Raw genomic sequence first — 26,930 nt, 5'->3', positions numbered from 1 at the left:
CACCTATGATCACTTCGTCTATCAAGCAATCATTCATCCGCATTGTAGGAGAAGCTTTCTACTATGACAGCCCCGCAGAGAGGCTCGTCTATTCATACGATGCCACCCCTAACTATCAGGCGATGCCTGATGCCATCCTCTCCCCTTCTTCGGCAGAGGAGATTGCAAGCATCGTGAAAGTGTGCGGAGAGCATGGCATCCCGATTGTACCGAGGGGGTCAGGCACCAACCTGTGTGCCGGCACCTGCCCGACCGAAGGCGGGATCGTCCTTCTCTTTACCCGTATGAATCGCATCCTGGAACTCGATGAGGAGAATCTCACCATCACCGTCCAGCCCGGTGTGATCACAGGAGAACTCATAACCTCCGTTGAAGCAAAGGGCCTCTTTTATCCACCGGATCCAAGCTCCATGAAGATTTCCACCATCGGAGGGAATATCAACGAAAATTCCGGTGGCCTCAGGGGGCTCAAATACGGGGTGACACGTGACTACGTCCTGGCTCTCGAGGCCGTGCTTCCGAACGGAGACATCATCCGGACAGGCGGTAAGCTCGCCAAGGATGTGGCAGGCTACGATCTGACGAGGCTCCTGGTCGGTTCAGAAGGGACGCTCGGGATCATCACTGAAGCGACACTGAAGCTCGTGCCCCTCCCGGAAACGAAAAAGACGATGCTTGCCACTTACGGAGACATGGAAGCTGCGGCCAAAAGTGTTTCCCATATCATCTCGGGCAAGATCATTCCCGCCACACTGGAATTCCTCGATCAGCCCACCCTTGCTGTCGTCGAGGATTTCGCCAAGATAGGTCTCCCTACAGAAGCGAAGGCCGTCCTCCTAATCGAACAGGACGGACCCGCCGAACTCGTCACAAGGGATATGGCGAGAATGAAGGAGATCTGTTTGGAGCACGGCGCCGTATCCGTTGAGCTTGCCGCTACACCTGAAGAAGCAGAAGCCCTCAGGACGGCAAGGCGATCCGCCCTCTCTGCCTTAGCCCGGTTGAAGCCGACGACCATTCTCGAGGACGCCACCGTGCCCCGTTCTGAAATTGCCACGATGGTCTCGGCCATCAATCGCATCGCCGAAAAATACAAACTCAACATTTGTACGTTCGGGCATGCAGGGGACGGAAATCTCCATCCAACCGTTGCAACCGATGCGAGGGATCACGAAGAGATGGAGCGGGTGGAAGCGGCATTCGCCGACATTTTCTCAGAGGCGATTTCGTTGGGCGGTACGATCACGGGAGAGCATGGTGTCGGGATGATGAAGGCCCCATATCTTGAATGGAAGCTTGGACCTGAGGGGGTGAATGCCATGAAACTTATCAAGCAGGCATTCGATCCAGGTAATATCATGAACCCGAATAAAGTATTTGCCAAAGAATCCAGAAAGCGCGTGGTGATTTCACGATGAGTGAACGAACGAAGATGCAGCAAGAATTCAAGGAACGGATGGATGAGGATGAGCTTCTTAACTGTATGAGATGCGGATTTTGCCTGCCCTCCTGCCCGACCTACATCGAATCGGGATTCAAGGAATCACACTCTCCCCGCGGCAGGATTGCCCTGATGAAAGCCGTCGTCGATGGGGTCATCGAACCGGACGAAGATGTAGAGCGTTCACTCGATCTATGCCTGGGCTGCCGAGCCTGCGAGCCCGTCTGTCCTTCCGGTGTGAAGTACGGGCATCTTCTGGAAGAAGCAAGGGACATCATCAACAAAAACAAAAAGCACTCCATCCGAGAGAAAGTCGTGAGAAAGACGGTATTTTCCGGTCTGTTCCCCCACCCTGACAGGATGCGGACTGCCACTTCCCTGCTCGGCTTTTATCAGCGTTCAGGAATCCAGAAAGCCGTTAGGGCATCGGGACTCCTGAACATCCTGCCTGATCACTTGGCGACGATGGAAAAGGTCCTGCCCAAGGTGCCAAGACGCGGTGATATGACCCATCGTCCGCGTCACTTGGAGCCTGCAGGCACCAAAAAGAAAAAAGTCGCCTTCTTCAGCGGGTGTCTCATGGATACGCTGTTTCTCAGCACCAACAACGCAACGACAACCCTCCTCCAACAGGCCGGGTGTGAAATTGTCATTCCTCAAGCCCAAACATGCTGTGGAGCCCTTCATGGTCACAGCGGAGAGAAGGACGGAGCGAAAAAGCTTGCCAAAGAAAACATCTCAGCATTTGAAGATTGTGAAGCCGATTACATCATCACAAACGCAGGGGGATGCGGTGCCTTCCTTGTGGACTATGACCATCTATTGAAAGATGACCCGGAATGGAAGGGGCGGGCAGAGCGTTTTACTGCTAAAATCAAGGATGTTTCATCCATCCTTGTCGAACTTGGATTCCACCGCAACGATTTGGAGGTAGCTCCCCAGATCATTACGTACCAGGATTCCTGTCACCTCAGGAACGTACAGAAAACGTTCCTCGAGCCCCGCATGCTCCTTCAGGCTGTATCTGGTGCCGAGTACCGCGAGATGAAGCAGGCCGACCACTGCTGTGGTTCTGCAGGCATTTATAATATTGTCGAGTCGGACATGTCGATGAAAATCCTAGATACAAAAATGCAGCATGCAAAGGACACAGGGGCCGTGACCATCATCACCTCGAATCCAGGCTGCCTGCTTCAGATGAAACTAGGAATCGAACGTGAAGGGCTGTCGAACACCGTACGGGCCGTCCATATCGTCGACTTCCTCCTCGAAGCTATCTACAATAAAAAAGAAGGATGATCCTCCATGGAGGATCATCCTTCTTCCTTTCTCCAACCTACTGCTTCTTCGACTTCGGGAACATGAAATACACAAGAAAGAAGAAAACAAGACCATATCCCGAGAGAAGCAGAATGGCAGACTCCGCTCCTTTTGTCATCCAAAGACCGATGGTCACCAAGATCACAATCAAAAAGCTCGCCCACACCCATTTGTACATGCCCCATCCTCCTCATGAAAGCGTCTGCTTTCTACTAGACTGTACGCATGGCGCGATTAAAAGTTTCACAAAAATGGAAAATATAGAAATCCCATTCACCTTTCCCCACCATAAAATAGCTCGTACACCCTAAACTTCTCATATGGATTCTCGGCAAATTCCCCGGTCAGGTCCACTTCTGCTTTCAGACGGAAAAGTGGATGCTCTTCCATATAGTGAATATAATCATCGGAGCTGTAATACAGGATGATCTCCACGTCCCTCGGGTACTCTTCTACCGAATGAAGAATGTTATTGATGACGCTCATGAAGATCTGGACTGAAAACGGGTTGAAAAAATAAAAGCGATTATCCTGTGGGTGGATGACATATTCCTCTGCCAGGCACTCCTTGAAATGGACGTTATTCCTCCGGATTCCGGCATGGCGGAGATAATGATCCAAGTTCACCATGGCATCCCGGTAAAATTCCCTGTTCATTTCAATTCCGATGGTCGTGCATTTGAACCTGTGATGAAGATAAAAGTTCAAGCGTCCCTTGCCGCATCCATAATCCACCACCCGGTCAGATCTGGAGAAAGGATACTGCTCACAAAACTCATCCAGCGCCTCATATGGTGTCGGTTCATATCGATGATAGTGAAAGGACCGGTGAAAGCCCATTTGTCGTTTACCTGTCTCGATGTGGAGCAGGCGGTCATAATCTGTTTTCATAAGAATCTCCCTAGGGGGCTAGAAGGCCCTCGAATTAGGTCCATTATACATGAATCCTCTTCAAAAGAATGGAATCCCGCACCTCCGCCATACTAAATACATGAACTTCCCGCCCGCATGTGGTAGGGTGAATGTGTTATAAACAAATGGATAGGAGTGATCGCAGTGCAAAACAAAGAACAACGCAAACATGAAATACTCGCTGCCCATCTGGACAGACATGCGACGAAAGAATTCGATCCTGAGAAGAAAGTTTCCGATGACGATTTCCGATTCATCATGGAAGTCGGTAGGCTTTCTCCCTCTTCATTCGGTTTTGAGCCATGGCGCTTCCTCGTGATCCAAAGCGAAGAGCTCCGTCAAAAGATCAAGGATGCAGCATGGGGAGCATACGGAAAACTTCCTGATGCGAGCCACTTCGTGATCCTGCTCGCCCGGACAAAAAAAGATACCCGCTACGATGCTGACTATCTCCAGCAGCACTTCAAAGAAGTGAAGCATATGCCAGATGAGCACCTTCAAAAGTATCTGAGCCGGATCGAAGAGTTCCAGAAAGAAGACTTCAACCTTCTTGATGGTGATCGCCCGCTTTACGACTGGGCAGGCAAACAAACCTATCTTGCACTTGGCAATATGATGACGGCTGCAGCCGAAATCGGAGTGGATTCTTGTCCGATTGAAGGCTTCCACATCGAAAAGATGAACAAGCTCCTTGAAGAAGAGGGACTTCTGGAAGATGGCAGCTTCAGCATCTCCGTCATGGTGGCATTCGGATTCCGCGTGAAGGATCCGGCAGAAAAAACCCGCCGTCCGTTTGAAGATATCGTCAAATTTGTATAAAGAACATAAATAAAAGCCGGCATCCGCCGGCTTTCTTCATGCAATTCCATGATTCAATTCGATATAAATGGTCGTTCCTTTGTTCGGTTCGCTTTTAACGGTGATATTCCCTTGCATGGCATGGACGATGATGTGGGCCGCCATGACCCCGAGCCCTGTGGACTCATCCTTGATGGTAAAAAAGGGCTCCCCGAATCGCCTGATTTGATCCTTAGTCATGCCCACTCCCGTGTCGCAGATCGATATAATCACTTTCTCCTTCTTTTCGACCTTCACCGTCAGGGTCCCTCCAGCAGGCATGGAATCAATTGAATTCCGCATCATATTCATCATGCATTGACTGAAACTGCGCGGTTGTCCCCTGACCAGCACGCCTTCCTCCAATACCAGGTTCACCTTTACTTTCTGCTCCAGTGAAAATGCCTCGAGATCTTTTGCAACTTCCATGATCGCTAATCTGACGTCGATCGCTACAGGCTCATCCGGCATGGAATCCGTAAAGGTAAGATAATCCTCAATGACACCTGTTGCCTGTTCGATGCCAACAAGTGACAGTTCAATGAACTGCCGCTGCAATTCTATGTCCTTCTCTTCCCTGATCAATTGAAGAAATCCTTTGGAAGAAGTCAGTGGATTGCGGACTTCATGGGAAATACTTGCTGCGAGCTGCCCAACCATATTCAGCTTATCCAATTGCTGTTCCTTCCGTTTCAACATGATGAGGTTCCGGATCATTTCGGCACATAATATGGCAATGATCGAAGCGGCCAAAGGAACGATTAGAAGAAGCATGTATTCCGCGAATTTAGTCTTCGGGTCATACATCTCGCCAAATGATAGATTGAAAAGCGACATATAGGTACATAGGATAATCATGATCACCAGTTTCCACTTCAACGAATACTGAGCGAATCTTTTACTGATCATGGCAATCACCAGGAACGCAAGTAGATAATTGAAGATCACCAGATGGATGAGGTCCGGACCGATGAAAAGGAATCGAAACAGGACGATGACCGCGACCAAAATGATGGATACGAGGGGACCGAAGTAAAGGCTAGCCAGAAAGAAAGGAATCCTTCTTAAATCTGCATAGACACCTTCTGTGATCTCATAGCTGAACAACATGCATAAGAGAATGACAGGTATCGCCACCATAAGGGCACAGACCCTGGAAGGGAATTTCTTCTTCATATCATAATACAACGCAAAGAAGAGCAATCCGGTAATGATGAATAGAAAATCCAGTAAAAGTAACGTCAAGGCTTCCGGATACATCGTATCCCCCCATCCTGATCTTCTGTCATGAATGAACCTTTGGTAATTCACACACCGGTACCCGAATGGCTGCCGTGCTTCCTCCTATCAGGACGCCCCTGGCGTTGAACAGTGGGTGACAGGTTACATCATAGGCTGCGTCGCCGTCGGAAAGGGTAAACACGATCTTCTTGCTCATGGTCTGGCGACGGCTGATTACTTCCTGCTTCATTTGCATGAGCTCCTCGGAACCGCTGCCTTTATCCATCTCCACATCCGTCCTCCCGACAGCAAGAACAGGATCAAAATCTGCGTGGGGATTAAAAAGCCATGTATAGCGAAGATTCAGGTCAAAGTGGGCCAATACCACCTTCGAATGCCGCAAAGCAAAAAAGAACGGACTCTTTTCCATACCGAATACAGAATAGTGGAAACCAAGCAGGTCAGCGAGGTCTTCTGCCAGCTTTTCACTAGGAGCTCTCAAGCCATTCTCGATCTTCGAATAGTAAGATCTGTCAATATGTACGAGTTTGGCGACTTCATCCTGGCTTAAGCCCTTAACCTTCCGCATCCTGCCAAGCCAAGTTCTCTTTTTGTGCTCCATCTGCATCCCTCCGAGTTGTTCCTAGTTATATTATACTGAGAAGGGATTTAAAAGCTATGTGCCTATTTTGTCACTCTTGCTAAATTCCGTAAATTTGTTAAAAGGAACTAAAGAAAAGGTAATATCAGAAAATGAAAATAGGTCTTATGAACTCTATATTTAGTATTTTCATCCTTGTAAGGAGGTTTATTCAAAGGATGATTCCATATAAATAGCCCGCCTAAATACCCAGGCGGGCTTGTCTTTTCATCGTTTAAACCAATCTGCTCCTTCGTCCATATGAAGGAATGGAATCTCGGTGTCTACTTCCCCTTCGATCCTCTCTGCTTCGATCTCTTTTCCTTCGAGCCAAGCCGAAAAATTGAATTCGACCGGCTCTTTATCACCGCCTAGGACAAACCAGGCCTTGCCCTCTTCAGGGAAATAGGCGGACGTATGAATGGTCCCCGCCCAGCTTCCATAAAGATCAGAGAACACCCCTTTATCACGGTCATTCATGAGGCGGAAAGCTTCCCTTGCCTCCAGTCCCGGATGCTCTTTCAATATGGAAAGCCTTCGCTTTGAATCTCCAAGATGATTCCTGTTCTCCTCTACCTGGATTTCGAAGTGGTTCGTACACGCGTTGTCTTCTCTTACCTTGATCCCACGGGGAGAAGCCTCCACGATCTTCGTCATCCCACTGGCATCATGGAGAACATAGCTGAAGGAATTCCGATGAGGGATTTCTCTCAGCATGGCGACTGCTTCTCCTACATCCCTGCATGACTCAAGGAGCAACCGTCCGATCATACAGCAGATGAAACCCGGTCCCGGATTCTTACGATGCATAAAGTTATAGCCGATGGCCAACCCGCACTCATTCATACCATCCATGCGGCCTGTCGTACGCTGGCTCGGACCGATCATGGCATATCCTCCATCAGACGGCTGGAAGAGCATATATCGTCCCTCATAGGTTTTCGGGTGATAATCATAGTTACGGATGAGGTAGTCATGGCCTGTCATGATGGAGCAGCCGGATTTACCATAGGGGACCCTGTAGCCGCCGAACTCCCTCAGGACGGATTCCATCGGCCACTGAAGTGCCTCCTGGAGACCGAGGATCTCCTCCCACACATAGGGGGCAAATCGTTTGATGGCCGCCTCTGCCTCTTGCTCATCGATCACGAATCTCGGCTTTCTCACTTTCCATTGATTCTCCCTGTTCCGGACCGTCAGGGAGTCCTTCAACTTCTCTCCCTGAAACTTCCCGAAGTCGAAATGTGTACCCCTGAACTGGATGATATCACTATGGATCTGCTTCATAACTTCAAACCCTCTTTTTCTCTATTTTCCCTCATCATAAAGGATGCAACTGAAGAATGAAAGCAAACATCCTCCAATTCAAAAGGGGCTGGGACAAAACTAAAAAAGGCCCCTTTAATGCCGAACACGACAAGTATAGGATCTTTATACCGCTCATGATCTCCGTGCAAGACTTCGCTTTCCGCGGGTAGCCCGTGAGCCTCCTCGGCAAGCCTGCGGGGTCTCACATCAGCTACTCTTCCCGCAGGAGTCTTCGTCTTGCACTCCGATCAACCGCTGGAAACGATGTAATTTGAATGTTCATTAAACGAATTTAAAACCCGAATCATTTGCTTTTTCGCAGGCAAATGATTCGGGTTTTACTATGACTAAAACATGTTTGTCTCAGCCTCCTTCTCTTATTTTTTGATAATATGATCTATGATCCCATATTCCAGTGCTTCCTCTGCCGTCATGAAGTAGTCCCGGTCGGTATCCATCTCGACTTGTTCCAAGGGCTTGCCGGTCCTAACCGCGATGATGTCATTGATGTGCTTACGCAGTTTCACGATCCGTTTCGCGGAGATTTCAAGGTCCGTCGCCTGCCCCCTTGCTCCTCCAAGGGGCTGGTGAATCATGATTTCACTATTCGGCAGGGCCATCCTTTTTCCTTTGGTACCCGCTAGAAGAAGCATGGCACCGAATGACGCAGCCATGCCGGTACAAATGGTCCTTACATCCGGGGAAATGTACTCCATCGTATCGAATATGGCAAACCCTGCAGAAGTTGAACCACCGGGGCTATTGATGTATAGGGAGATATCCTTGTCGGGGGCATCGGCCGCCAGGAACAGGAGCTGAGCGACGATGCTGTTGGCCATGGCATCGTTGATCTCATCGCTTACCATGATGATCCGGTCCTTCAGCAGCCTCGAGTAGATGTCGTAGGAGCGCTCCCCGGTACTCGATTGTTCAATCACATACGGTATGGCATTCATCTTGTTTCCTCCTCCATTATGCTGCGTTGGAGAGGTTGAGGGAGGAATGGACATGCAGGCGTTCCCCGCTGACCGTCGACTGACGGGCAAGCAACGTCGGGATAAACTGAAGAAGAAGGGCAGGATCCTGTGCACGAAGGGTACGGATCAGGATGGCATCCAGTTGGTTTTGAATGTCGGACGGCTCCCCCACGCCAGGATCGTCCTGTAGATTTTTCAGTCTGTTCCTTGCTCGACTCAATAGCGCCTTGATCCCGGTTTCACTCATGTTCAGTATGGAAGCAATCTCTGCAATCCGGAACTGAAAGGCTTCTTTCAGGACAAAGGTGACCGTCTGCTTCGGTGTGAGACTTCTGAGCAGGTGGGCGCATTCAAAGCCGGACAGCTGATACGACTCCTCATAACACGGAGCTTCCACCGTTTCCCATCGCCGCTTACGGGTTATATCAATCCACACGGAATAAGCGATACGCTTCAGCAGTGCCTGGGTCCACTCCTCTTGATGATAATGTTCCAACGCCCTGACCAGAGACTCCTGTGCAATCTCGTCTGCATCCCACTGATTTTTCGTCAGAAAGCGGCAGTAACGCAGGAGACCGTCCCTTTGCTCCTTCACACCCCCTGGGGGAGGCGACTTTTCAACAGGTTGCATATCCTTCACTCCTTTCATCCTCTCACACTACTAACGGATGGGATGCCGAAAAAGATACGGGTCACGCCAATAATTCTTTCAGACGGTTAGGATCATCCACCCTGATGGCCACTTCACGCACCATGACCTTCCGACCCAAGAAGAGGGTGGCTTCCGCTTCCTCCTTCAATCGGATGACAACCTGGGGCTCCACTTCTTCAAAATCTTTATACATCAGGAGGATTCCGTCTTCACTTGGTTTCCCTCCCCAATCCATGTGTTCAATATTTTCGATCGGAAAGACAATCCTCTTTTGAAGTCCCTGGCCGATATAGATCCTCCCATCCCTCACTTCAAGGGGATGCAGGCGTGCGATCTGAAGCTCAGCAAGGAACAGGATGACCCCGTATACATTGAGTATGAGAAGCACTATGGACAGAACCGGTTGAATATCATGAAGCCACCAATGCAACCCCACTGATTCCAGGACGATGGCATGGATCAACATGAGATTCATGGCTGTGTGGCTGGTGTTCTGATGGATGGTCACCACTCCGCCATGGACGGGTGCCTTGCGCTTCCAGCTCATTAGGCCGTAGTAGATTGTGAGGATTTCAGAGGTGATCAACCTGACGATAAAATGATCCTTTACATTCTCTATGGCAGCTGGAAGAAGTGAAAATAAGGGTCCGTTTCCAGACTCCCTCATATAGCCCTTTATGTCCGGTATCCTTTTCACCAGGAGGAAAATCAGTGCAAGTTCTCCCATGACAACGATCACCTCGACCGCCAGTCCGGCATACAGCAGAATCGTGTACTGAGCAAAGTGTGCTTCTGGGAGTATGGATCTTGCGAGGACGAGACCGAATACCACGAAACCTGCAAGCTGCTTTTTAGAGAGCCTGAATGCTGCATACATCAAGGCCGGCAGGACGACCACCAGGTCAAGGAGGCTCCCGAACACTACTTCCTTGCCGATATGAATATCTAGGTAGAGTTGTACTGAAGAGTGATACAGGAGAATATTGCTCGGTAAGATGACGGCCACGAGCATGAGGGCCCATTTTGACAAACGTGTCCTTCGGAAAACCATTGATTCACTCCCAATCCATATATCCTTTTTCTTACATTATAACAAGAAGGTCCAGTTTGAGGAGGAATGACTATGAACATTCTTGAAATCAAAAAAGGCAACGCGACGTTGCCTTTCTTCAACATGATATTAACGATTCTTAACGGGTACCCATACCTCACAGCGAAAGTCTTCTGCCCCGGCATCTTCCATCGGGTAAAGTTCGAACTCAGGACCACCGCTGTGCTCAAACCCCGTGGACGGGAACCACTCTGTGAAGATCCTCTCCCATACGCGCTGTATGGCGAGAGGCATCGGACCCACCACCTCAAATACCGCCCAAGTGCCAGCAGGGATCGTATGCGTTTCATAGACTGCCGTAGCCGCCACATTTTCAGCGCAGATGAAATACGTGAAATCATCCTTGGTACGATCTTCGTGCAAGCACACGCCCATAATCGAATCTGCTTTGGCAGCTCTGCAAATCTCCCAGTCAGTCCCTTCCCTGTTTACCTGCTCCCAGAGCTTGGGGATTTCCCTCAGGTTTTCTCCATTTTGTGTGCTCATCCTTCTTCCGATCCCGGCCACTTCAAACGCTTCTTTTTCGACCATGCGATAATTCATCTCGATCACTCCCATTATCTGAAGTTTAAAACCCAATCTCGGATACGCCCTCACAGACGCTTTGCGAATTTTTGAAGGTGGTACTCCATGAAGCTTCCGGAAGGCTTTCGAGAACGACTCCGGCGTTTCATATCCATATTTCAGGGCAACATCGATCACTTTTGCATCTGTCACCATGAGTTCCTGGGCGGCCACAGTGAGCCTCCTCTTCCGTATATACTCCCCAAGTGGGCAACCGGAGATCACGGAAAACATCTTATGGAAATGATGATGGGAGTACATAGAAATCGCAGATAACTCATCTGGATTGATGACTCCGTCCAGATTCTTCTCAATATAGTCGATGCACTGATTCAATCGCTCCAGCATTTCCATATGATCCCCTCCTTATGTAGAATACGATGAATGGACGAAGCATTCCTGTCTTTTTAGGTCTATTGAAGACAGATTCTGCTTCAATCGCCTGAGAAGTTTCTTACGTCCCTGTATGAATAGTGATGGTTTGATAACGTATGTATACTCCTACACCTTAGCAGACTATTAACTATTCCTCACGAAAATTGTTAAAAATCAAAAAATGATTCTTACCAGTCTGAATAGCGCCTGTGGGTTCATTCATTTACTGAATGTGCATCCGCAGTAAAATGAAACCCCCATCCCACCATATCCGTATATATATAAAACAACCAATTAAGGACGTGATTACTATGATCCAAGACCAGATCAATCAGTATGAAGACATTTATACCACATTGAAAAAGCGCCTTCGCTGGCAGGCTTCCGATCACCAGGTACTCATGTTGACCTCCTCCATTTATTGTTCGAATGATCATCCTTTCGATGTGGAACGATTCATGGACATAAGCGAGATGATCAAAAAAGAATCCGGTATGTTTTCACACATGAAATCGCAGCTGCGCTTCTCATGCGCTGCCCTTCTCGACGTGAAATCCGAAAATCCCCGCCTGCAATTCGAACGCCTTCAATCCCTTTACGACCGGCTCATTGAGGCAGGATTCAAAAAGGGTGTCTACACTCACCTTGCCGCCCTGGCGGTACTGGGGGAAGAAGAGATCGATCCAGATCTTCCAGAACGCGCGCTTACCCTCTATAAACGGATGGCAAAGGAGCATCTCTTCCTCACCGGTCACAGCGACTATCCCCTCGCCATGCTTCTCGCCAAAAAGGGGCAGGAGAATATCGTGGACTATATCGAGACCTTTTATGATCAATTGAACCACGAAGGCTTCCGCAAGGGGAATGATCTTCAGACGATGAGCCACATCCTTTCCCTTCAGGAGGAGGAAGGACCTGAGTCCATGATTACAAGAGCCCTACGCATACATGATGCCCTCCGCTCGGAAGGAATCCGCATGAAACCCGCTTTTTACCCGCATATCGCCCTCCTGTCATTCGTAAAAGATGCAGACTGCAGTAGGGTCCGATCGATATGGGACAACTTGAACGGCATAAAAGCATTCAAATGGCATAAAGACGTGAATTTCATGATGGCCGTGAACTTCTATGTAAGCAATCAATTAGAGGATACCTCCCTCGCCACGACAAGCTTGACGACGACGATCGAGACGCTGATCCAGGCACAGCAGACCGCCATGATTGCCACCATGTCAGCAAGCGCCGTCATCACAAGCTCGTCGAGCAATTCATGATGGAGCTGCTGGTATTCGCCCTGCTCCCCCTCTCTGTGACAGCACTCCTCATCGTCGCAGGTTTCAGATTTTTCAAGAGAAAACAAGCTCCTCCCCTCTTCTATACACCCTTTGACGAGATCACAGGGCAGTCTGGAGTGGAATTCCACGAAGAACAGGACATTCCGGCAGAAGATGAAGAGAGTGGAGAGGAGCCCGAAAGGACACACCTATGATAAGCAAAACTCAGTACTTCATCATTTTCAGCTTCGCCATTATTTTTGGAATAACAGGTGGCTTCTTGGATCTTCCTTTCGGGGTGGTCGTAACGGGGATCGCAGCCGCTGTCATTCTTATTGCCATGATTCCCTACGTATATTTTCTTTACTATGCCACTAATACATCTAAAATCGAACAGTTTCTATCTGCACGTAAAAGGCAGCCGATTCTGGGCTTCTATTGGGCGCTGGGTCAAGGTACGCCTGACCTGGTAGAGGATCAGCTCGAAAAAGTCCTGCGAAAGTACAAATCCCCATCCCACCAGGCCATTTTCATCTTAGCTGACGCTTCACGAAGAGGGGATGTTCGGAGCGCCTCCTCGCACCTTCATTAAGTAAAACAGACTCATATAAGGGAGTATTACGAGGTGCACGTACTGCTGGAGGAAGGACGATTTGAAGAAGCCAAAGAGAGGGCAGATACCCTGCAAAAAGATTGGATGAACGAAAGCATCCTTGGCCGCCTCTACTCCCTGAGCGGAGATGCAGAAGCAAGCAGGAACCATTACATACGTGCTGCTCAGTGCTGTAAAGGGGTTCAGCGGTATCTTCTGGAGGGGATGTACTGATTTAGAACATACCAAATAAAAGGAATGCACACGTGTTATATAGAAGCATCGGATTACGTAAGTGTTGAAAAGTATAGGACTTGGCCCACGCTTTGAAGTACGACAAAAAAATCCGTGCGCATCCATTCCATTCAGGAATTGGGCGCTCACGGATTTTGCGTTCTACTTCACCTTGATGATGATCTTCCCTTTTGCATGGTGGGTTTCACTGAGGGCATGGGCATCCTTCAAACCTTGTTCACTAAGGTCGAAGGTCTCCCCGATGACCGGCTTCAGCTCGCCTTTTTCAAACAGATCCGCCAGCTTCTTCAGCTGTTCCCCGTTCGGCTCGAGCCAAAGGAATTTTGTTGTGAAGTCAGTGGCGTAGTCTTCGGATGGCTGATCGGCAATCGAAACGAGCTTGCCTCCCTTTTTCAGCACTTTGAAGCTGTCTTCCTGAACTTTCCCTCCCATCGTATCGACGACAAGGTCATAGCCCGATAAGAGCTCGCTAAAATCCTGTTCCCGGTAGTTGATGAATTCATCTGCCCCCAAGGAACGGACGAACTGCTCGTTTTTCCCGCTTGCAGTTGTGGCAACATATGCCCCGAAGCTCTTTGCGATTTGAATAGCGTAGCTCCCTACACCCCCTGCTCCGGCATGGATCAATACGTTGTCGCCTTTCTTGATCTCACCGAAATCCACCAGGCACTGCCAGGCTGTCAGTCCGGCGAGGGGGATCGCCGCGGCTTCTTCATAGGTCATGGAATCAGGCATAGGTGCCAGCAGATGGGCATCCACTGGAACAAACTCCGCGTAAGTCCCCTGATTCGTCGTTTCCGGACGCGCGAATACCCGGTCCCCTACGGAATAGCCGCTGACGTTCTGACCGATTTCAGAAATGGTACCGGCGACATCCCAGCCCAGAATAATCGGGAATTCAAAGTCAAGCATTTGCTTCAAGTATCCTTCTCTCAGCTTCCAGTCGATGGGATTGATTGACGTCGCATGGTTCTCCACCAGCACCTGATCATCACCGATTGCCGGCTTCTCTACTTCCTTTTCTTCCAAAACATCTTTGCTTCCATATTGATTGATCACTATGGCTTTCACAGTAGGTTCCTCCTTCATAATCTTCATACGGTATATGTTCCCTCAATCTGAATAAGAATAAACACAGCAACTTCAAGAGCCATTTAGTGGCGTCACTGCATCATTTGAGGTAACGTTTAAGCTACATATAGAGAGGGAAAACTCTCACCATCTCATCAACCAATCAATTCAGGAGGTACATTCAATGGAAAAGTATGCATTATTGATCAATGGTCAACAAACCGGTCAGGATCTCGACACGATCAAAGTTATCAACCCTGCTACATCTGATGTCGTTGCCACCGTTCCGAACGGGAGCACAAAGGAAGCAAAAGAGGCAGTCGATGCTGCTTCTGAGGCGTTTAAAAGCTGGAGTAAACACTCGGCATACGAGCGGAGTGAGCTGGTGCGGAAATGGCATGATCTCATTCATGAAAACCGTGAAGATCTTGCCCGCACGATGACGCTTGAGCAAGGAAAGCCACTTAAAGAGGCACTTGGGGAAATCGACTATGCCAACGGATATATCTCGTGGTTTGCGGAGGAAGGAAAACGAGTTTATGGAGAGCAGATCCCTGCTACTCAGCGCGATAAACGCATGTTCGTGACGAAGCAGCCGGTCGGTGTCGTCGCGGTCATCACGCCGTGGAATTTCCCCGCTGCCATGATCACACGGAAGGTCGCTCCTGCATTAGCGGCAGGTTGCACCGTCGTCATCAAACCGGCTGAGCTCACGCCGCTGACAGCTTTCAAACTTGCTCATCTCGCAGAAGAAGCCGGCATCCCGAAAGGCGTCATCAATGTCGTGAGCGGTGACTCCAAGACGATCGGGGAAGCATGGACAGATGACACCCGTGTCCGCAAGCTCACTTTCACTGGCTCAACACCTGTCGGTAAGATCCTCATGAAGAACTCTGCTGATACAATGAAGAAAATCTCCCTTGAGCTCGGCGGTCATGCTCCATCCATTGTGACTCAGGATGCAGACCTCGATAAGGCCGTCAAAGGCGTGGTAGCTTCCAAATACCGCAATGCTGGTCAAACGTGCGTGTGTACCAACCGCATATACGTGCATGAATCCATCGTCGATGAATTTACCGAAAAGTATGTGGCGGAGGTCAAAAAACTGAAGGTCGGGAACGGACTAGACGAAGGTGTTGACATCGGCCCCCTCATTGACGACAGAGCAGTGGATAAAGTGAAGAAGCATATTGAAGATGCTGTGGGTAAAGGCGCTGAAATCGCGACGGGCGGCAGCGTGAAAGAAGGGCTGTTCTTTGAGCCCACAGTCCTTACCGGCGTGACCGATGATATGCTCTGCATGACCGAGGAAACATTCGGCCCCCTTGCCCCGATCACCACATTCAAAACGGAAGAAGAAGCCGTCGACCGTGCCAATGATTCGATCTATGGGCTGGCTGCCTATGTATTCACGGAAAACATCTCACGCGGGATTGCCATATGCGAACAATTGGAGTACGGGATTGTCGGGTTGAATGATGGTGGCCCATCCGCTCCTCAGGCACCATTCGGAGGATTCAAACAGAGCGGCCTTGGACGCGAAGGTGGCCATCAAGGAATGGACGAATACCTGGAAGTGAAATATATTTCTGTTGGACTATGACCTATTTCAAAGACGTGCACATCTGCACGTCTTTTTTTATTGACCTTCACGCAGCGGCATGGACTAAAGTGAAGGCTATCAACAGAAAGGAGTGACCACATGGAAGCTTATCCAATGCCCCTGTTTATAAAGCTGGAGGTGAGAGATATTGAGCGCTCGATGGAATGGTACAAAGAAGTCCTGGATTTCAATGTCGTGTATTGTTTGTCCGGACAGGAAGACAACATCGTGATGGCTCATATCCGCGGTGATAAATACCAAGATCTGATGCTGATTCACGCCAGATCCCCTGTCCACCCAAATGGTATCACCATCAACCTGCAGTGGCAGGACGTTCAGATGACGGCCAAGAGAGCACCGGCTGAAAGTATTATAGAAGGTCCTGTCGAACGTCCTTGGAATGCACGAGAAATCGTCCTTCAAGATCCTGACGGCTACAGACTGATCATATCCGAAGTGCTTCAACCTGATTTATCGTTCGATGAAGTGATGAAAGAGATCTAAGCGTTTACAGATCACCATTCTATTGTCAGAATAAATACTATATTTAAAAAACGAATTGACGAATGAATTCCTTCTGTGCTAGATTACTACTATAGTAAATGTCAACGACGGGAAAGAGTAGGTCGGGACACTGTTGCAAAGAGAGCCGGTATATGGTGGGAGCAGGCGAACAGTACCCTATTGAAAATCATCCTTGAGACGCAGCGCCGAACGGAGTAAGCACTGCCGGTTTTCCACCGTTAACAGGAAGGCGTATGATGGTACGTTCAAGTGTCGCTTGTTTTTTGGCAGGCGGAATTCGGGTGGTAACGCGGGTATAAGCTCGTCCCTTTCAGTTAGAGGGGCGGGCTTTTTTGTTATTCCAGGATAGAATCAGGAGGTTCATCATGACCAATAAAAAACATATTACCGTAGCAGGATTCATGCTCTTTTCCCTTTTCTTCGGGGCAGGGAATCTTATTTTCCCTCCTACCCTGGGGATGGAGTCAGGTCAAGCGTTCATACCTGCCATCACGGGATTCATTCTCTCAGCTGTATTCCTTCCCTTCTTCACAATCATCACTGTGTCTCTTTCGAAGAACGGGCTTTTATCCATCGGCGAGCGGGTTCACCCCCTTTTCGGGACGATCTTCGCTATCATCGTCTACTTATCCATCGGTGCTTTCTACGGAATACCGAGGGCTGCCAATGTGGCCTTCGAGCTTGGATTCGAACAGATCCTTCCCGTACAGGGGCATATGCCACTCTTCATCTTCTCGCTAATCTTTTTCGGAGTGACATTCTTGATCTGCCTGAACCCGAAGAAGGCGATCGATCTTGTGGGACAATGGCTGACCCCGGCACTTCTACTCGTATTGGCTGTTCTTTTCATCAAAGCCTTTTTCACCTATTCGTATGGGGAAGCACAGACTTCAGTCAAATTCCAAGACTCCCCTTTCCTTACGGGATTCATTGAAGGCTACTATACGATGGATGCCATAGCAGCCCTTGCTTTCGGTATCGTCATCATTAACGGCTTCCGCTCAAAAGGGATGAGCAATCGGAGCGAGATCGTGAAAGGAACGATCGGTGCAGGATCGATTGCCGCTGTGGGGCTCATCCTTGTATACGTCTCCCTCGGTTGGATCGGTAGGGTCATCCCGGCCGACCAGGCAGTGGCCAACGGCGCAGAGCTCTTGGTCCTTGCATCCGGACAGCTTTTTGGACCCAGCGGTAATCTGGTATTCGGTTCCATCGTGATCCTTGCCTGCCTGACAACCTGTGTCGGTCTGATCAACGCATGTGCCCAGTTTTTCCAAGAGCGCTTCACCATCCTTTCCTATAAAGCATATGTAGGGGTATTCACCTTGATCGGACTGCTTACTACGAATCTTGGACTGAATATGATCCTCCAGATTGCCGGGCCTCTTCTATCCTTGATCTACCCTGTGGCTATCGTCCTCGTTGTCCTCTCCCTTGCCCAACACTTCCTGGGTAAAAGTCGGAGGATGTTCACCCTTTCGGTGGGGATGACGGGTGCGTTTTCACTCTATGAAACGTTCCACAGTTTCCATATGGTGCCGAAAAGTCTCGAACACGCCGTAGACTGGATCCCTCTTTCGGCTAATGGGTTGGAGTGGACCCTTCCCGCTCTCCTCTGTGCCGTCATCGGCTTTGTATGGGACCACATCTCCGGTTACCGACGCACGAGTGAACAGTGGCATGGCTAAACAAAAAGGCAAGGTGTCTTCGCGACACCTTGCCTTTTATTTAACCTCTTCCCTTTCCAGAAAAATCTCTTCCAGGGTAGGTTCATCCACCTCGACCCGGTAGACATCGACCTTGATCCGGTTAAGAACGCGGATGATGTCGGCAATCTTTTTCTCATCCTCCACCACCACATGAAAATGGGTTTCGTTCATTTCAAGGTCGCGACCGTTGATGGTAAGCCATTGCTCCAGATCTTCTCGATCACGGACAGGGATTGGTGAATGTTTGACTTTCACTTCAATGTTCGAGCGATAAAATGCCCGCAATTCTTCCATAGTACCGCTTTTCATAATCCTCCCCTCTTTCATGATAGCAAGACGGTTACAGATCTTTTCCACTTCGTCAAGATTATGAGACGTCATGAAGATCGTCTTCCCCTGTTTCTGCAGGGAAAGGATGAGGTGCTGGATCTGCAGGACCGATTCTGCGTCCATTCCGGACGTCGGTTCATCAAGGAAGATCAATTCAGGGTCGTGGATGATTGCCTGTGCCACTCCAAGCTTCTTCTTCATACCGAAGGAAAACTTGGAGGTTTTCTTATGCTCATGCCCTTCTAGACCGACAGCGGCCAGCACCGACATGCACGTTTCCTTGGATACCTTTTTCCCTGAAACACCGGCAAGGAACTGCAGATGTTTCAATGCGGTCATGGATTGATAGAATGTTGAATAATCAGGCATGACGCCGATCTTGTGCTTGATTGCATTGTGATTCTCCTCTTCTCCAAGCAGAGAATAGCTGCCGGAAGACGGAATCACGATGCCTGTCAGCATGTTGATGAACGTAGATTTCCCTGCTCCGTTCCTCCCGAGGAACCCGAAGATCTCCCCTCTCTCCACCGTCAGATCGATTCCTTTGACTACCTGGTTTTTCCCGAATGATTTCGTCAGCCCTTTCGTTGTAATCATCAGCAGCCCCTCCTTCTGAAGAACACATATGTCAGTAACAGTAAAAAGAAAGCATCAAGATACATGAGCAAGAATGTATAATCTTCCCTGACAAGATAATAGTTCGGATCAACATACTTCATCCAGCTGAACCATGGATTCGAGGTGTATGCCAACCAGTACCCCAGGATTGGAAGGAGAATCCCGGCGATGATACTCATGAACATCGTCAAAGCAGGCACCGGGACCACCGTCGACAAGAAAACCGTGAAAGCGACCTGACAGGCGATGAGACCCATGAGCTGAAAGAATGTGAAAGCATCGAATCGGTGAGAGAAGATCGCGATGATCACGTGGGAAGCTGTGATGCAGGCAAACCAGAAGGCCAGGATCCCGAGGAACTTCCCTGCCACGATGGACCGCCTTGACGTCCGGGTCAACAGGAACCTCATGGTCCGCTCATGCGTCTCCCGGTTCATCGTGTCATGGGACAGTCCCATGACGAACAGTTGCCCAAATACAACCATGACCACCAGCAAGCCTGCCGAATGGGCCATATCTGCCTCATCGGGCGTTAACTCCAATGCACTCTCGAACATCGAGGAGAATTTAGCGAAGTAATACGTTGGTACAAGGAGCATAAGGATGATGGCGATGGACTTGAACCCCTTGAACAATTGAAAAAACTCCCTTTTGGCTATGGAAAACATATGCAACACTTCCTTTTCTTATTTGTCTATACAAAAAGGATAATCGACTACATTTAACGCAGGTGAAATCCCACCTTAACTTTTCCTTAATTCTCTAATTCTACTAAAACTTTGATGATATGATAGGGGTAACACCGTTACGATAGGAGATTAATGATGAATGAAGCACGATTATTGATTGTTGATGATGAAATGGCACTAATGAATATGCTTGAGACCCTGCTCCTCAGAGAGGGAATCTCAAAGATTGATAAAGCCGAGACTGCCTCACAGGCACTTGCCCTATGTAAGAGTCATACCTATGACTTGATACTCTTGGATGTGATGCTTCCTGATCAAACAGGTTTTGAGATTTGCCCATCGATCCGCGAGCAATCCGATGCCACGATCTTCTTTCTGACGGCCAAGGCAGGCGACCTCGATAAATTATCCGGATTTGCCGTCGGGGCTGATGATTACATCACCAAGCCCTTCAACCCCCTTGAAGTCGTCGCGAGGATCAAAGCTCATCTATCCAGGAGGTTGAAAGTCGTCACGAAACAGGATCAGACCGCGCACAGCTGCGGTCCCATCGAAATGAACACAGCGACAGGGGAAGTGTTCATACGGGGGGAATCCGTTCGACTTCCTGCTCAAGTATACCAATTATTACTATTCTTTTGTAAGCATCCGAATCAGCTCTTCAGCAAGGGACAGCTCTATGAGCAGGTGTGGGGGGATGCCTTCATGGGGGAAGATAACACCGTCATGGTGCACATCCGGAAGCTGCGGGAGAAAATCGAGGAAGACCCCGGCGATCCCTCCCTCATCCTTACCGTCCGGGGGCTCGGGTATAAACTGGACGTGCCAAGAGGCGGCAGATGAATATCCATACTCGATTCATCCTCCACCTTCTCGGCAGACTGATCCTGACCGGCTTCCTTTTATTACTGTCGATCTTGATCATTTTCATTTTCATCGCGTTCCTTACCATGAATTCTGCCATTGAAAAAGACCTCACCACCGCAGAAGGACTCTATTTTTCCGATAGATTCGAGATCAAGGATGGCAACGCAACCATCGATCAACATCTTCAAGAACTTCTTCAAAAACAACACAGTTGGTTGATCATCTTGGACTCCAGGGGAGACATTGCCGGTTCCTACGGTGCGCCCGATTCCGTTCTCTCTTCAAAACATCTTCTGTCGGCTGCAAATGAAGTCCCTTTCACCGATATCCATACGTGGGAGATCATGAATATGGACGATGAACCGTCCTACGCGATGCTCGGGAAACAGCATCCTGAGGAGCAATGGTTGAGCAGGGTGAAAGATGAGGTCGATTGGCGTAAAGGTGAATGGTTGCTCTCGACAAAAGATCAGCGGCAACTGAAAAAAGAAGGCGTCTGGATTCAGCTGACCGACCCTGATGGCAAGGTTCTTCAAGCGTATGGAGACCAGCCACCTTCAAAGGACTACACGTACAAGGACCTCCTTCAACTGGATGATCCGAATCAGACCGTGCACCAAGATCTCCTATCAGGAAACATCCTGATTTCAGGGGTCCATCCTCCTGCTGAAGCACCCATTTCGGTGCCGATCCATAACGGGTGGTTCATCGCGCTTGTCGTCATTGCCCTTCTGATTCTGTTCAGCACCTTTTGGTATGCCCGGAACCTCGGCACCCCTCTCTTGATCATGGTTAAATGGATCAAACAGCTCTCAGATGGCCAATACTCCCAACCGGTCAACCAAGTCGGGGAATCCACGATTTATAAAAGAAATGGGAAGCTTAAACGGAATTATCGCCTGTACAAAGAGCTTTTCAGCCAGCTATCCAAGCTGACGGACACACTGAAGAGCAACGAAAGGCATGAAAAGAAGGTGGTCAGCTCACGGGAAGAGTGGATCAGTGGATTATCCCATGATCTGAAGACCCCTTTGTCATCCATTACCGGATATGCTCAGATGCTTCAGTCCGATCAATATGAATGGACACCTGAAGAAATAAGGGACTTTGCTGGTACAATCGTTGATAAATCGGCATTCATGAAGGATCTCCTTGATGATCTCACCCTCGTTTACCAGCTCAACAGCCAAGCCTTGCCCATCAGGAAAGAAAAGACAGATATCAACGAAGCCATTCGGAGGAGCGTCATTTATTTCATCAATACGGCACAAGCCGATATCCGCTTCCTTCCTACAGAAAATCCTCTGCTTGGGATGGTGGACCGTAAATGGTTTCAGCGAATCCTAGACAATCTGTTATCAAATGCCATCAAACACAACAGAGATGGTACAGCGATCACCATCTCTGCAGATGTGATAGAAAACCAGCTCATGGTCATCAAAATTGAAGATGATGGAGAAGGGATGGATGCCGTGACCCTCTCCCACTTGTTCCAACGCTTTTACCGCGGAACCAACACCAGTGACTCCGGTAGCGGTACCGGACTCGGGATGGCCATTACGAAACAACTGATTGAATTGCACAACGGTTCCATCAATGTACAGAGTGCGCCTGACGAAGGAACAAGGGTAAGGCTCATCCTTCCCCTATAGGACCTGAGTTTGGGAAAACACTATAAAGAGCCCATTAAAAAACCCGGATTCATCAACCTTCTCTTAGGCGAATGAATCCGGGTATTTCTATGAATGAAACACGTTTGTCCCAGCCTCTGCTACTTTTTCTAGATGTCAGTACGCACCTTCTGAATACGTCAGCTCATAACCGTGGGAGTAGATTTCAAAGATATTGCCGAACGGATCTTCTACATACACCATACGGTAAGGCTTTTCACCAGGGTAGTATTCCCGGATCGGCATGCGCTGCTTCCCGCCGTGCGCTTTGATTTTCTCTACGAGGCCTTCGATATCTGGATCCTGGATTGCAAAATGGAACAAGCCCGTTTTCCAGTATTCGAAGTTGTTCTCAGGGGCTTCATTCTGCGGGAATTCGAATAGTTCGATCCCGATCCGATCGCCTGTGGCCATGTGAGCAATCCTGAAGGTTTCCCAATCGTTTCCGAATACGTTACGACACATTTGTCCGATGGCACTATCATCGTTCTCAACATCGGACGGCTCCATGATGATATACCAGCCGAATACCTCCTGGTAAAACTTCACTGCTTCATCCAGACTTGGCACGCTTAGGCCGATATGTGAAAATGATCTTGGATATGGTTTCATATTAGTATCCTCCTTGAGTTGAATTGCCCTCATTATAATGGGCGATTCGTCCGAATGTAAGTATGCACTTTTTTGTGAGATACTAACCTGGAGGTAAGAAAGGGTGAACTGAATGGCAGTCGAGATTGGCGAAAACGGTAAGCTGAAATGCTCTATTGAATATACACTGAAAAAAATCGGCGGCAAATGGAAAACCGTCATTCTGTGGCATCTTGGAACGGATGGGGTCCATCGCTACAATGAACTGAGGAGGCTCATGCCTGGTGTCGCCCATAAAGTACTCAGCCAGCAACTGAAGGAGCTTGAAGAGGATGGGTTTATCAACAGGACTTCCTATGATACCGTCCCACCCAAAGTGGAATATAGCCTGTCTGTTTTCGGGAGCACGTTGATGCCGGTCCTTCAGGCAATGCATCAATGGGGCAGGCAGCATGGACCATTTCTAGCCGAAGAGTCTCCGGTTGACATATCGAGGAATATCGATTAGTCTAATCCACATGGAAAACTACGTAGATATTTTCAAAGCGTTGGCTAACAGCACTCGATTGGAAATGTTGAAATGGTTGAAGGATCCTTATGATCATTTCGACAAACCTTCTGCACATCTTTCGAAGAATATGAGTGAAAAAGGAGGCGTGTGCGTTGGTGATATTTCGGAAAGGGCCGGGATGTCCCAATCCACTGTTTCGCACTATTTATCAATGATGCAGAAGGCTGGATTACTGGAGTCGGAACGTCACGGAAAGTGGACGTACTACCGAAGGAACGAAGAGAATTTAGAGAAACTGGCGAAGTGGATCAAAGAGGAGCTTTAATCCTCTTTTTTTGAGTTATCATATCGATATTATTCGAAATATAGATTTAAGGAGCCATCATACTATGAAGCTATGGGTTTATATCGTCGCCCTCATTGCAGGGGCATCATTAAGTACAGAGGGAGCCATCTACGGCGAGCTCGGGAAAACGATCGGGAAATTGGAAAGCAGCTTTTATAACTTTTTTGTCGGAACGATCATTCTCGGTATTGTCCTCCTTTTCCTCGGAAAAGGCTCGTTGTCCCATTCCCTCAAAGCACCAAAATGGCAGCTCACCGGTGGTTTCTTCGGGACCATCTATCTTACCATCCTGGTGATCAGTGTTCCACTGGTAGGTGTTGGACTGTCGATGATCAGCGTCATTGTCGGACAAATGATCATGAGTATGATCATCGAGCACAAAGGGTGGCTCGGAAGTGAAAAAATCAGCATCAACAAAGAGAAGGTCATAGCTATCATCCTGATGGCTGCGTCCCTCATACTCATCTATTAAGGAGGTCCAAACATGTCTGCATTCATCCTGATCGCCGCCATGCTCGGCGGCTTCACACTTAGCGCACAGTCCTCCGTGAACGGGGCACTCAGTCGAAAAACCGGTACCTATGAGACAGCGTTCATGACATTTGCTACGGGTGCCATGATCTTATTCCTTATCATCCTCTTCTTTGGGGACGGAAATATCTTCGCTATATTCGATGTTCCTAAATGGCAGCTGGCTGCCGTTTGGTTCGGCGTAGGATACCTGTTCCTTACCGTTCTTGCCGTTCCGAAGATCGGGGTAATCGCCACAAATGTATCCACTGTCATCGGACAGTTAACCATGGGGATGATCATCGACCATTTCGGATGGTTCGGCGGGATTGAGATCCACCTGGACTGGAAACGGATCCTTGCCATCGTTCTTATGCTCCTTGCTTTACGATTTATTTATGTGGGGAATAAGAAAGGCCAGGAACAATCTGCATAAGGGGCGTCAATTCCAGTCACTTAACGACGAAAAGGCAAGAATCCATTCATCGGATTCTTGCCTTTTTTTGATCCAAACCACCTACTCGATCACAATATGTTTGTCATATGTTTTCATGTACGAGATGCCTTTCACAAGGAGGGATTGTGGTTCATCGTTTGTGTCAAAGATGAGGGTACGTTCATGAAAAGCCTGCCCGTCCCTTTTCGTATACTCGTCATCCGTTGTATGATCGAGCTTGACAGTCCCACTCTCGGTCTTGATGCTCACTCCGTCAAGACGTAGCCCTTCCCCGCTCTCGATTGTTACTGTAGCCTGCCCGTCTTTTACCCCGCTCTTCTTCACCACCACGTTCTGATCATTCACTTTGAACGTTTCTGATGCCGAGAGAGGTACGGTGATGTCCGCTTTCTCCTTTACAGGAAATGCTTTCACAACAAGTTCGAGATTGTTCAAATCGTGTGGCAGAGCATCAAATTCCAGTTCAATATCATCGGAAAGACCCCAGTTGGATGAGCTGCCTGACCCCTGCCACTCAAGGGCTTTGCCGTCTGCCACAAGCTCAATATCGCCAAGTGGATCGTTGATCTCTTCATCCAGCTTCATCTTGCCCTTGATGACCGTGATGGTGGGGGTTGCCGTTATACTCTTGAACGTGATGGAACCATTATCGAATGTCACAGTCTTATTGATCCCCTGCTTGAATTTGGTTTGCAGTGCTTGATCCGGACGGTAGTTGAAGGTAAGTTTTTTTCCTTTCATCCATTCATCGTTTTTGTAGTGGTCAAGATGAATGGTAAGCTCTTTGGCAAAGGCATTCGGTGGATCATATCGGATTTCACCCTTAAGTTCTGTCCGGTCTTCACTGACGACCGTCTTTGCACTGATCATATATTCCCTGGTCAAAAACCCAGTCAGGTCACCCGGCTCCCAAGTATCCCCTTCTTCCACTCCTTTGGCATCATGCAGGGTGTAATACAGGATGAATTGGTTCTCATCGACAATGACGCCATCGATCGTGATCTTTTTCCCTTCTCCTAGAGAGTATGTCTGGTCGATGACCTGGCCCATCCCCGCTTCATTAAGATCTTGAAGTGTACCATTCATGACATCTTCTGCTCCCATTATTTTCTTTCCGTAGTAGGCAAGGGCTGGATATTGAAACGAACCGAGGATCAAGAAGACTGCGGCTGCGGCCAGTGCTACCTTCCACCCGTTCTGCTTCTTTCGCGGCCTATCGTCGAGGGCTGAACGCAGGCGCGCTTCGAGGTCTTGTGGCGGCTGGATACTCTGCATTTTTTCTGCTTCTTCCCTTAGTTTCTTATCCACTTCATTCATACGCTATCCCTCCAAACGTTTCCCTTAATTTCTTCAAACCTTGGAATACCCTGGATTTTGCCGTTCCCACCGACACGCCCATCACCTTAGCAGCGGTTGAATAATCAAGATCCAGTATATATTTCAACCTGATGGCCTCTGCCTGGTGCTCATTCAACTGGAGAAGCATGTCTTGGATCTCCATGTCTCGGTCACTGTTCTCCAATGGATTTGAGGATTCCCCCTCATCTGACCACTCCTCTTTCAACACGAGACGAGTCTGTTTACGAAGCATCGTTTTACAAAGATTCACGAGTATCGTTTTGCTCCAGCTGTAAAAGGCATCCGGATCGTTAAGCTGGTGAATTTTTTCATAAACGGTGACGATCATATCCTCCATGGCATCCATGGCATCATGCTCGTTCCCGACATATACGTAGGCCAATCGATAGTAGTTTTCCTTTTCTTCCATGATCAGTTGAAGGAGCGCCTCTTTGCTGCCTTTTTTCGCCTTCTTCACTGCGCTTCTGAGATTCATTTCTCCACCTCTCTTTCCTGTAAGAGTATTTGGATGCGTGAAAAGTTCATTGGTTTTCATTTTTTTATGTAAGAGCCTGTCCAGCACCCTGTCAGAGAAAAACCGTCACGGATGACGGCT

The 26,930-nt window shown here is 48.7% G+C and carries 31 protein-coding genes and 1 other annotated feature; of the genes, 16 read left to right on the top strand and 15 right to left on the bottom strand.

The genetic code is table 11. The features are described 5' to 3' along the window. The first annotated feature begins 5 nt into the window (after positions 1-5). Positions 6-1,418 (top strand): glycolate oxidase subunit GlcD, encoded by a 1,413-nt coding sequence (gene glcD, locus K6T23_RS06920; RefSeq protein ID WP_238284029.1) that lies wholly within the window; start codon positions 6-8, stop codon positions 1,416-1,418. Next, positions 1,415-2,740: a (Fe-S)-binding protein gene (locus tag K6T23_RS06915; protein ID WP_238284028.1), complete on the top strand. Its 1,326-nt coding sequence runs from the start codon at positions 1,415-1,417 to the stop codon at positions 2,738-2,740. Before glcD ends, K6T23_RS06915 begins: the two co-directional genes overlap by 4 nt. A 37-nt stretch (positions 2,741-2,777) precedes the next feature. On the opposite strand, the gene K6T23_RS06910 is transcribed toward K6T23_RS06915, so the two are convergent. Then, positions 2,778-2,939 carry a hypothetical protein gene (locus tag K6T23_RS06910; protein ID WP_156450607.1) on the bottom strand — a complete coding sequence of 54 codons (162 nt, stop codon included), beginning with the start codon at positions 2,937-2,939 and terminating at the stop codon, positions 2,778-2,780. A 95-nt stretch (positions 2,940-3,034) separates the two neighbouring features. Then, positions 3,035-3,652, bottom strand: a complete 618-nt coding sequence (locus K6T23_RS06905) for a class I SAM-dependent methyltransferase (RefSeq protein WP_238284027.1) — start codon at positions 3,650-3,652, stop codon at positions 3,035-3,037. A 165-nt stretch (positions 3,653-3,817) separates the two neighbouring features. Here K6T23_RS06905 and K6T23_RS06900 point away from each other — a divergent pair, with 165 nt between their 5' ends. Continuing rightward, positions 3,818-4,492 carry an NAD(P)H-dependent oxidoreductase gene (locus K6T23_RS06900; RefSeq protein WP_238284026.1) on the top strand — a complete coding sequence of 225 codons (675 nt, stop codon included), beginning with the start codon at positions 3,818-3,820 and terminating at the stop codon, positions 4,490-4,492. 36 nt (positions 4,493-4,528) lie between these two features. Here the strand turns inward: K6T23_RS06900 and K6T23_RS06895 are convergent, their stop codons facing one another. From K6T23_RS06895 to K6T23_RS06865, 7 genes are all read right to left on the bottom strand, one after another. Then, positions 4,529-5,755: an ATP-binding protein gene (locus tag K6T23_RS06895; protein WP_238284025.1), complete on the bottom strand. Its 1,227-nt coding sequence runs from the start codon at positions 5,753-5,755 to the stop codon at positions 4,529-4,531. A 40-nt stretch (positions 5,756-5,795) separates the two neighbouring features. Next, entirely contained in the window at positions 5,796-6,353 is a 558-nt protein-coding gene (locus tag K6T23_RS06890; protein ID WP_238284024.1) for a helix-turn-helix transcriptional regulator, read from the bottom strand. 246 nt (positions 6,354-6,599) lie between these two features. Beyond that, positions 6,600-7,658, bottom strand: coding sequence for a C45 family autoproteolytic acyltransferase/hydrolase (locus tag K6T23_RS06885; RefSeq protein WP_238284023.1), 1,059 nt, complete (start codon positions 7,656-7,658; stop codon positions 6,600-6,602). A gap of 398 nt (positions 7,659-8,056) precedes the next feature. After that, positions 8,057-8,635: an ATP-dependent Clp endopeptidase proteolytic subunit ClpP gene (clpP, locus tag K6T23_RS06880; protein WP_079515316.1), complete on the bottom strand. Its 579-nt coding sequence runs from the start codon at positions 8,633-8,635 to the stop codon at positions 8,057-8,059. Between the two features lie 16 nt (positions 8,636-8,651). Continuing rightward, entirely contained in the window at positions 8,652-9,287 is a 636-nt protein-coding gene (locus K6T23_RS06875; RefSeq protein ID WP_056534493.1) for a sigma factor-like helix-turn-helix DNA-binding protein, read from the bottom strand. Between the two features lie 61 nt (positions 9,288-9,348). After that, positions 9,349-10,338: a beta-carotene 15,15'-monooxygenase gene (locus K6T23_RS06870; RefSeq protein ID WP_238284022.1), complete on the bottom strand. Its 990-nt coding sequence runs from the start codon at positions 10,336-10,338 to the stop codon at positions 9,349-9,351. A 150-nt stretch (positions 10,339-10,488) separates the two neighbouring features. Beyond that, a complete protein-coding gene (locus tag K6T23_RS06865; RefSeq protein ID WP_238284021.1) occupies positions 10,489-11,337 on the bottom strand; it encodes an AraC family transcriptional regulator in 849 nt (282 codons plus the stop codon). 332 nt (positions 11,338-11,669) lie between these two features. Between K6T23_RS06865 and K6T23_RS06860 the strand changes: the two genes are divergently transcribed. From K6T23_RS06860 to K6T23_RS06845, 4 genes are read left to right on the top strand one after another with little or no spacing between them, the layout of a single operon-like run. Then, positions 11,670-12,632, top strand: coding sequence for a DUF4003 family protein (locus K6T23_RS06860; RefSeq protein WP_238284020.1), 963 nt, complete (start codon positions 11,670-11,672; stop codon positions 12,630-12,632). After that, positions 12,629-12,847 (top strand): DUF3951 domain-containing protein, encoded by a 219-nt coding sequence (locus tag K6T23_RS06855; RefSeq protein WP_082529642.1) that lies wholly within the window; start codon positions 12,629-12,631, stop codon positions 12,845-12,847. Before K6T23_RS06860 ends, K6T23_RS06855 begins: the two co-directional genes overlap by 4 nt. Beyond that, positions 12,844-13,224 (top strand): hypothetical protein, encoded by a 381-nt coding sequence (locus K6T23_RS06850; protein ID WP_238284019.1) that lies wholly within the window; start codon positions 12,844-12,846, stop codon positions 13,222-13,224. Before K6T23_RS06855 ends, K6T23_RS06850 begins: the two co-directional genes overlap by 4 nt. A 33-nt stretch (positions 13,225-13,257) precedes the next feature. Beyond that, entirely contained in the window at positions 13,258-13,458 is a 201-nt protein-coding gene (locus K6T23_RS06845; protein WP_238284018.1) for a hypothetical protein, read from the top strand. Between the two features lie 162 nt (positions 13,459-13,620). Here the strand turns inward: K6T23_RS06845 and K6T23_RS06840 are convergent, their stop codons facing one another. Then, on the bottom strand, positions 13,621-14,550 hold the full coding sequence (locus K6T23_RS06840) for an NADP-dependent oxidoreductase (protein ID WP_238284017.1): 930 nt from the start codon (positions 14,548-14,550) through the stop codon (positions 13,621-13,623). Positions 14,551-14,734: 184 nt separating this feature from the next. On the opposite strand from K6T23_RS06840, the gene K6T23_RS06835 reads away from it, so the two are divergent. From K6T23_RS06835 to brnQ, 3 genes are all read left to right on the top strand, one after another. Continuing rightward, positions 14,735-16,153 carry an NAD-dependent succinate-semialdehyde dehydrogenase gene (locus K6T23_RS06835; RefSeq protein ID WP_238284016.1) on the top strand — a complete coding sequence of 473 codons (1,419 nt, stop codon included), beginning with the start codon at positions 14,735-14,737 and terminating at the stop codon, positions 16,151-16,153. A gap of 99 nt (positions 16,154-16,252) precedes the next feature. Further along, positions 16,253-16,657: a VOC family protein gene (locus K6T23_RS06830; protein ID WP_079515307.1), complete on the top strand. Its 405-nt coding sequence runs from the start codon at positions 16,253-16,255 to the stop codon at positions 16,655-16,657. 95 nt (positions 16,658-16,752) lie between these two features. Next, positions 16,753-16,990 (top strand) — a binding site (T-box leader). A 53-nt stretch (positions 16,991-17,043) separates the two neighbouring features. After that, complete coding sequence (gene brnQ, locus K6T23_RS06825; RefSeq protein WP_238284015.1) at positions 17,044-18,366, top strand: branched-chain amino acid transport system II carrier protein; 1,323 nt, start codon at positions 17,044-17,046, stop codon at positions 18,364-18,366. Between the two features lie 36 nt (positions 18,367-18,402). Here the strand turns inward: brnQ and K6T23_RS06820 are convergent, their stop codons facing one another. Both K6T23_RS06820 and K6T23_RS06815 read right to left on the bottom strand, forming a co-directional pair. Continuing rightward, positions 18,403-19,320 (bottom strand): ABC transporter ATP-binding protein, encoded by a 918-nt coding sequence (locus tag K6T23_RS06820; protein WP_420493504.1) that lies wholly within the window; start codon positions 19,318-19,320, stop codon positions 18,403-18,405. Continuing rightward, entirely contained in the window at positions 19,314-20,003 is a 690-nt protein-coding gene (locus K6T23_RS06815) for an ABC transporter permease (RefSeq protein ID WP_238284013.1), read from the bottom strand. The genes K6T23_RS06820 and K6T23_RS06815 overlap by 7 nt, the downstream gene beginning before the upstream one ends. Before the next feature lie 156 nt (positions 20,004-20,159). Between K6T23_RS06815 and K6T23_RS06810 the strand changes: the two genes are divergently transcribed. Continuing rightward, on the top strand, positions 20,160-20,867 hold the full coding sequence (locus K6T23_RS06810) for a response regulator transcription factor (RefSeq protein WP_238284393.1): 708 nt from the start codon (positions 20,160-20,162) through the stop codon (positions 20,865-20,867). Beyond that, a complete protein-coding gene (locus tag K6T23_RS06805) occupies positions 20,864-22,543 on the top strand; it encodes a sensor histidine kinase (protein WP_238284012.1) in 1,680 nt (559 codons plus the stop codon). The genes K6T23_RS06810 and K6T23_RS06805 overlap by 4 nt, the downstream gene beginning before the upstream one ends. A 135-nt stretch (positions 22,544-22,678) precedes the next feature. Here K6T23_RS06805 and K6T23_RS06800 read toward each other — a convergent pair whose 3' ends face one another. After that, complete coding sequence (locus tag K6T23_RS06800; protein WP_238284011.1) at positions 22,679-23,173, bottom strand: lactoylglutathione lyase family protein; 495 nt, start codon at positions 23,171-23,173, stop codon at positions 22,679-22,681. 112 nt (positions 23,174-23,285) lie between these two features. Here K6T23_RS06800 and K6T23_RS06795 point away from each other — a divergent pair, with 112 nt between their 5' ends. The 4 genes from K6T23_RS06795 (at position 23,286) to K6T23_RS06780 (ending at position 24,955) form a co-directional block, all read left to right on the top strand. Beyond that, complete coding sequence (locus K6T23_RS06795) at positions 23,286-23,660, top strand: winged helix-turn-helix transcriptional regulator (RefSeq protein ID WP_079515303.1); 375 nt, start codon at positions 23,286-23,288, stop codon at positions 23,658-23,660. 10 nt (positions 23,661-23,670) lie between these two features. Beyond that, positions 23,671-23,988 (top strand): ArsR/SmtB family transcription factor, encoded by a 318-nt coding sequence (locus K6T23_RS06790; RefSeq protein WP_053428084.1) that lies wholly within the window; start codon positions 23,671-23,673, stop codon positions 23,986-23,988. A gap of 64 nt (positions 23,989-24,052) precedes the next feature. Further along, positions 24,053-24,481 (top strand): DMT family transporter, encoded by a 429-nt coding sequence (locus K6T23_RS06785; protein WP_053428085.1) that lies wholly within the window; start codon positions 24,053-24,055, stop codon positions 24,479-24,481. 12 nt (positions 24,482-24,493) lie between these two features. Continuing rightward, positions 24,494-24,955 carry a DMT family transporter gene (locus K6T23_RS06780; RefSeq protein WP_048005061.1) on the top strand — a complete coding sequence of 154 codons (462 nt, stop codon included), beginning with the start codon at positions 24,494-24,496 and terminating at the stop codon, positions 24,953-24,955. A gap of 81 nt (positions 24,956-25,036) precedes the next feature. Here the strand turns inward: K6T23_RS06780 and K6T23_RS06775 are convergent, their stop codons facing one another. Both K6T23_RS06775 and K6T23_RS06770 read right to left on the bottom strand, forming a co-directional pair. Then, positions 25,037-26,293 (bottom strand): DUF4179 domain-containing protein, encoded by a 1,257-nt coding sequence (locus tag K6T23_RS06775; protein ID WP_079515301.1) that lies wholly within the window; start codon positions 26,291-26,293, stop codon positions 25,037-25,039. Beyond that, a complete protein-coding gene (locus K6T23_RS06770) occupies positions 26,286-26,810 on the bottom strand; it encodes an RNA polymerase sigma factor (RefSeq protein ID WP_238284010.1) in 525 nt (174 codons plus the stop codon). Before K6T23_RS06770 ends, K6T23_RS06775 begins: the two co-directional genes overlap by 8 nt. Positions 26,811-26,930 lie beyond the last annotated feature (120 nt).

The organism is Rossellomorea marisflavi, from assembly GCF_022170785.1.
GTDB classification, from domain to species: Bacteria; Bacillota; Bacilli; order Bacillales; family Bacillaceae_B; genus Rossellomorea; species Rossellomorea marisflavi_B.
This window is presented reverse-complemented; position numbering and strand designations above follow the sequence as displayed.

Bases quoted from the DNA above. Each gene is read 5' to 3' on its own strand.
- glcD (WP_238284029.1), top strand. From the start codon at position 6: ATGATCACTTCGTCTATCAAGCAATCATTCATCCGCATTGTAGGAGAA.
- K6T23_RS06915 (WP_238284028.1), top strand. From the start codon at position 1,415: ATGAGTGAACGAACGAAGATGCAGCAAGAATTCAAGGAACGGATGGAT.
- K6T23_RS06910 (WP_156450607.1), bottom strand. From the start codon at position 2,939: ATGTACAAATGGGTGTGGGCGAGCTTTTTGATTGTGATCTTGGTGACC.
- K6T23_RS06905 (WP_238284027.1), bottom strand. From the start codon at position 3,652: ATGAAAACAGATTATGACCGCCTGCTCCACATCGAGACAGGTAAACGA.
- K6T23_RS06890 (WP_238284024.1), bottom strand. From the start codon at position 6,353: ATGGAGCACAAAAAGAGAACTTGGCTTGGCAGGATGCGGAAGGTTAAG.
- K6T23_RS06885 (WP_238284023.1), bottom strand. From the start codon at position 7,658: ATGAAGCAGATCCATAGTGATATCATCCAGTTCAGGGGTACACATTTC.
- clpP (WP_079515316.1), bottom strand. From the start codon at position 8,635: ATGAATGCCATACCGTATGTGATTGAACAATCGAGTACCGGGGAGCGC.
- K6T23_RS06875 (WP_056534493.1), bottom strand. From the start codon at position 9,287: ATGCAACCTGTTGAAAAGTCGCCTCCCCCAGGGGGTGTGAAGGAGCAA.
- K6T23_RS06865 (WP_238284021.1), bottom strand. From the start codon at position 11,337: ATGGAAATGCTGGAGCGATTGAATCAGTGCATCGACTATATTGAGAAG.
- K6T23_RS06860 (WP_238284020.1), top strand. From the start codon at position 11,670: ATGATCCAAGACCAGATCAATCAGTATGAAGACATTTATACCACATTG.
- K6T23_RS06855 (WP_082529642.1), top strand. From the start codon at position 12,629: ATGATGGAGCTGCTGGTATTCGCCCTGCTCCCCCTCTCTGTGACAGCA.
- K6T23_RS06850 (WP_238284019.1), top strand. From the start codon at position 12,844: ATGATAAGCAAAACTCAGTACTTCATCATTTTCAGCTTCGCCATTATT.
- K6T23_RS06835 (WP_238284016.1), top strand. From the start codon at position 14,735: ATGGAAAAGTATGCATTATTGATCAATGGTCAACAAACCGGTCAGGAT.
- K6T23_RS06830 (WP_079515307.1), top strand. From the start codon at position 16,253: ATGGAAGCTTATCCAATGCCCCTGTTTATAAAGCTGGAGGTGAGAGAT.
- brnQ (WP_238284015.1), top strand. From the start codon at position 17,044: ATGACCAATAAAAAACATATTACCGTAGCAGGATTCATGCTCTTTTCC.
- K6T23_RS06815 (WP_238284013.1), bottom strand. From the start codon at position 20,003: ATGTTTTCCATAGCCAAAAGGGAGTTTTTTCAATTGTTCAAGGGGTTC.
- K6T23_RS06810 (WP_238284393.1), top strand. From the start codon at position 20,160: ATGAATGAAGCACGATTATTGATTGTTGATGATGAAATGGCACTAATG.
- K6T23_RS06805 (WP_238284012.1), top strand. From the start codon at position 20,864: ATGAATATCCATACTCGATTCATCCTCCACCTTCTCGGCAGACTGATC.
- K6T23_RS06800 (WP_238284011.1), bottom strand. From the start codon at position 23,173: ATGAAACCATATCCAAGATCATTTTCACATATCGGCCTAAGCGTGCCA.
- K6T23_RS06795 (WP_079515303.1), top strand. From the start codon at position 23,286: ATGGCAGTCGAGATTGGCGAAAACGGTAAGCTGAAATGCTCTATTGAA.
- K6T23_RS06790 (WP_053428084.1), top strand. From the start codon at position 23,671: ATGGAAAACTACGTAGATATTTTCAAAGCGTTGGCTAACAGCACTCGA.
- K6T23_RS06785 (WP_053428085.1), top strand. From the start codon at position 24,053: ATGAAGCTATGGGTTTATATCGTCGCCCTCATTGCAGGGGCATCATTA.
- K6T23_RS06780 (WP_048005061.1), top strand. From the start codon at position 24,494: ATGTCTGCATTCATCCTGATCGCCGCCATGCTCGGCGGCTTCACACTT.
- K6T23_RS06775 (WP_079515301.1), bottom strand. From the start codon at position 26,293: ATGAATGAAGTGGATAAGAAACTAAGGGAAGAAGCAGAAAAAATGCAG.
- K6T23_RS06770 (WP_238284010.1), bottom strand. From the start codon at position 26,810: ATGAATCTCAGAAGCGCAGTGAAGAAGGCGAAAAAAGGCAGCAAAGAG.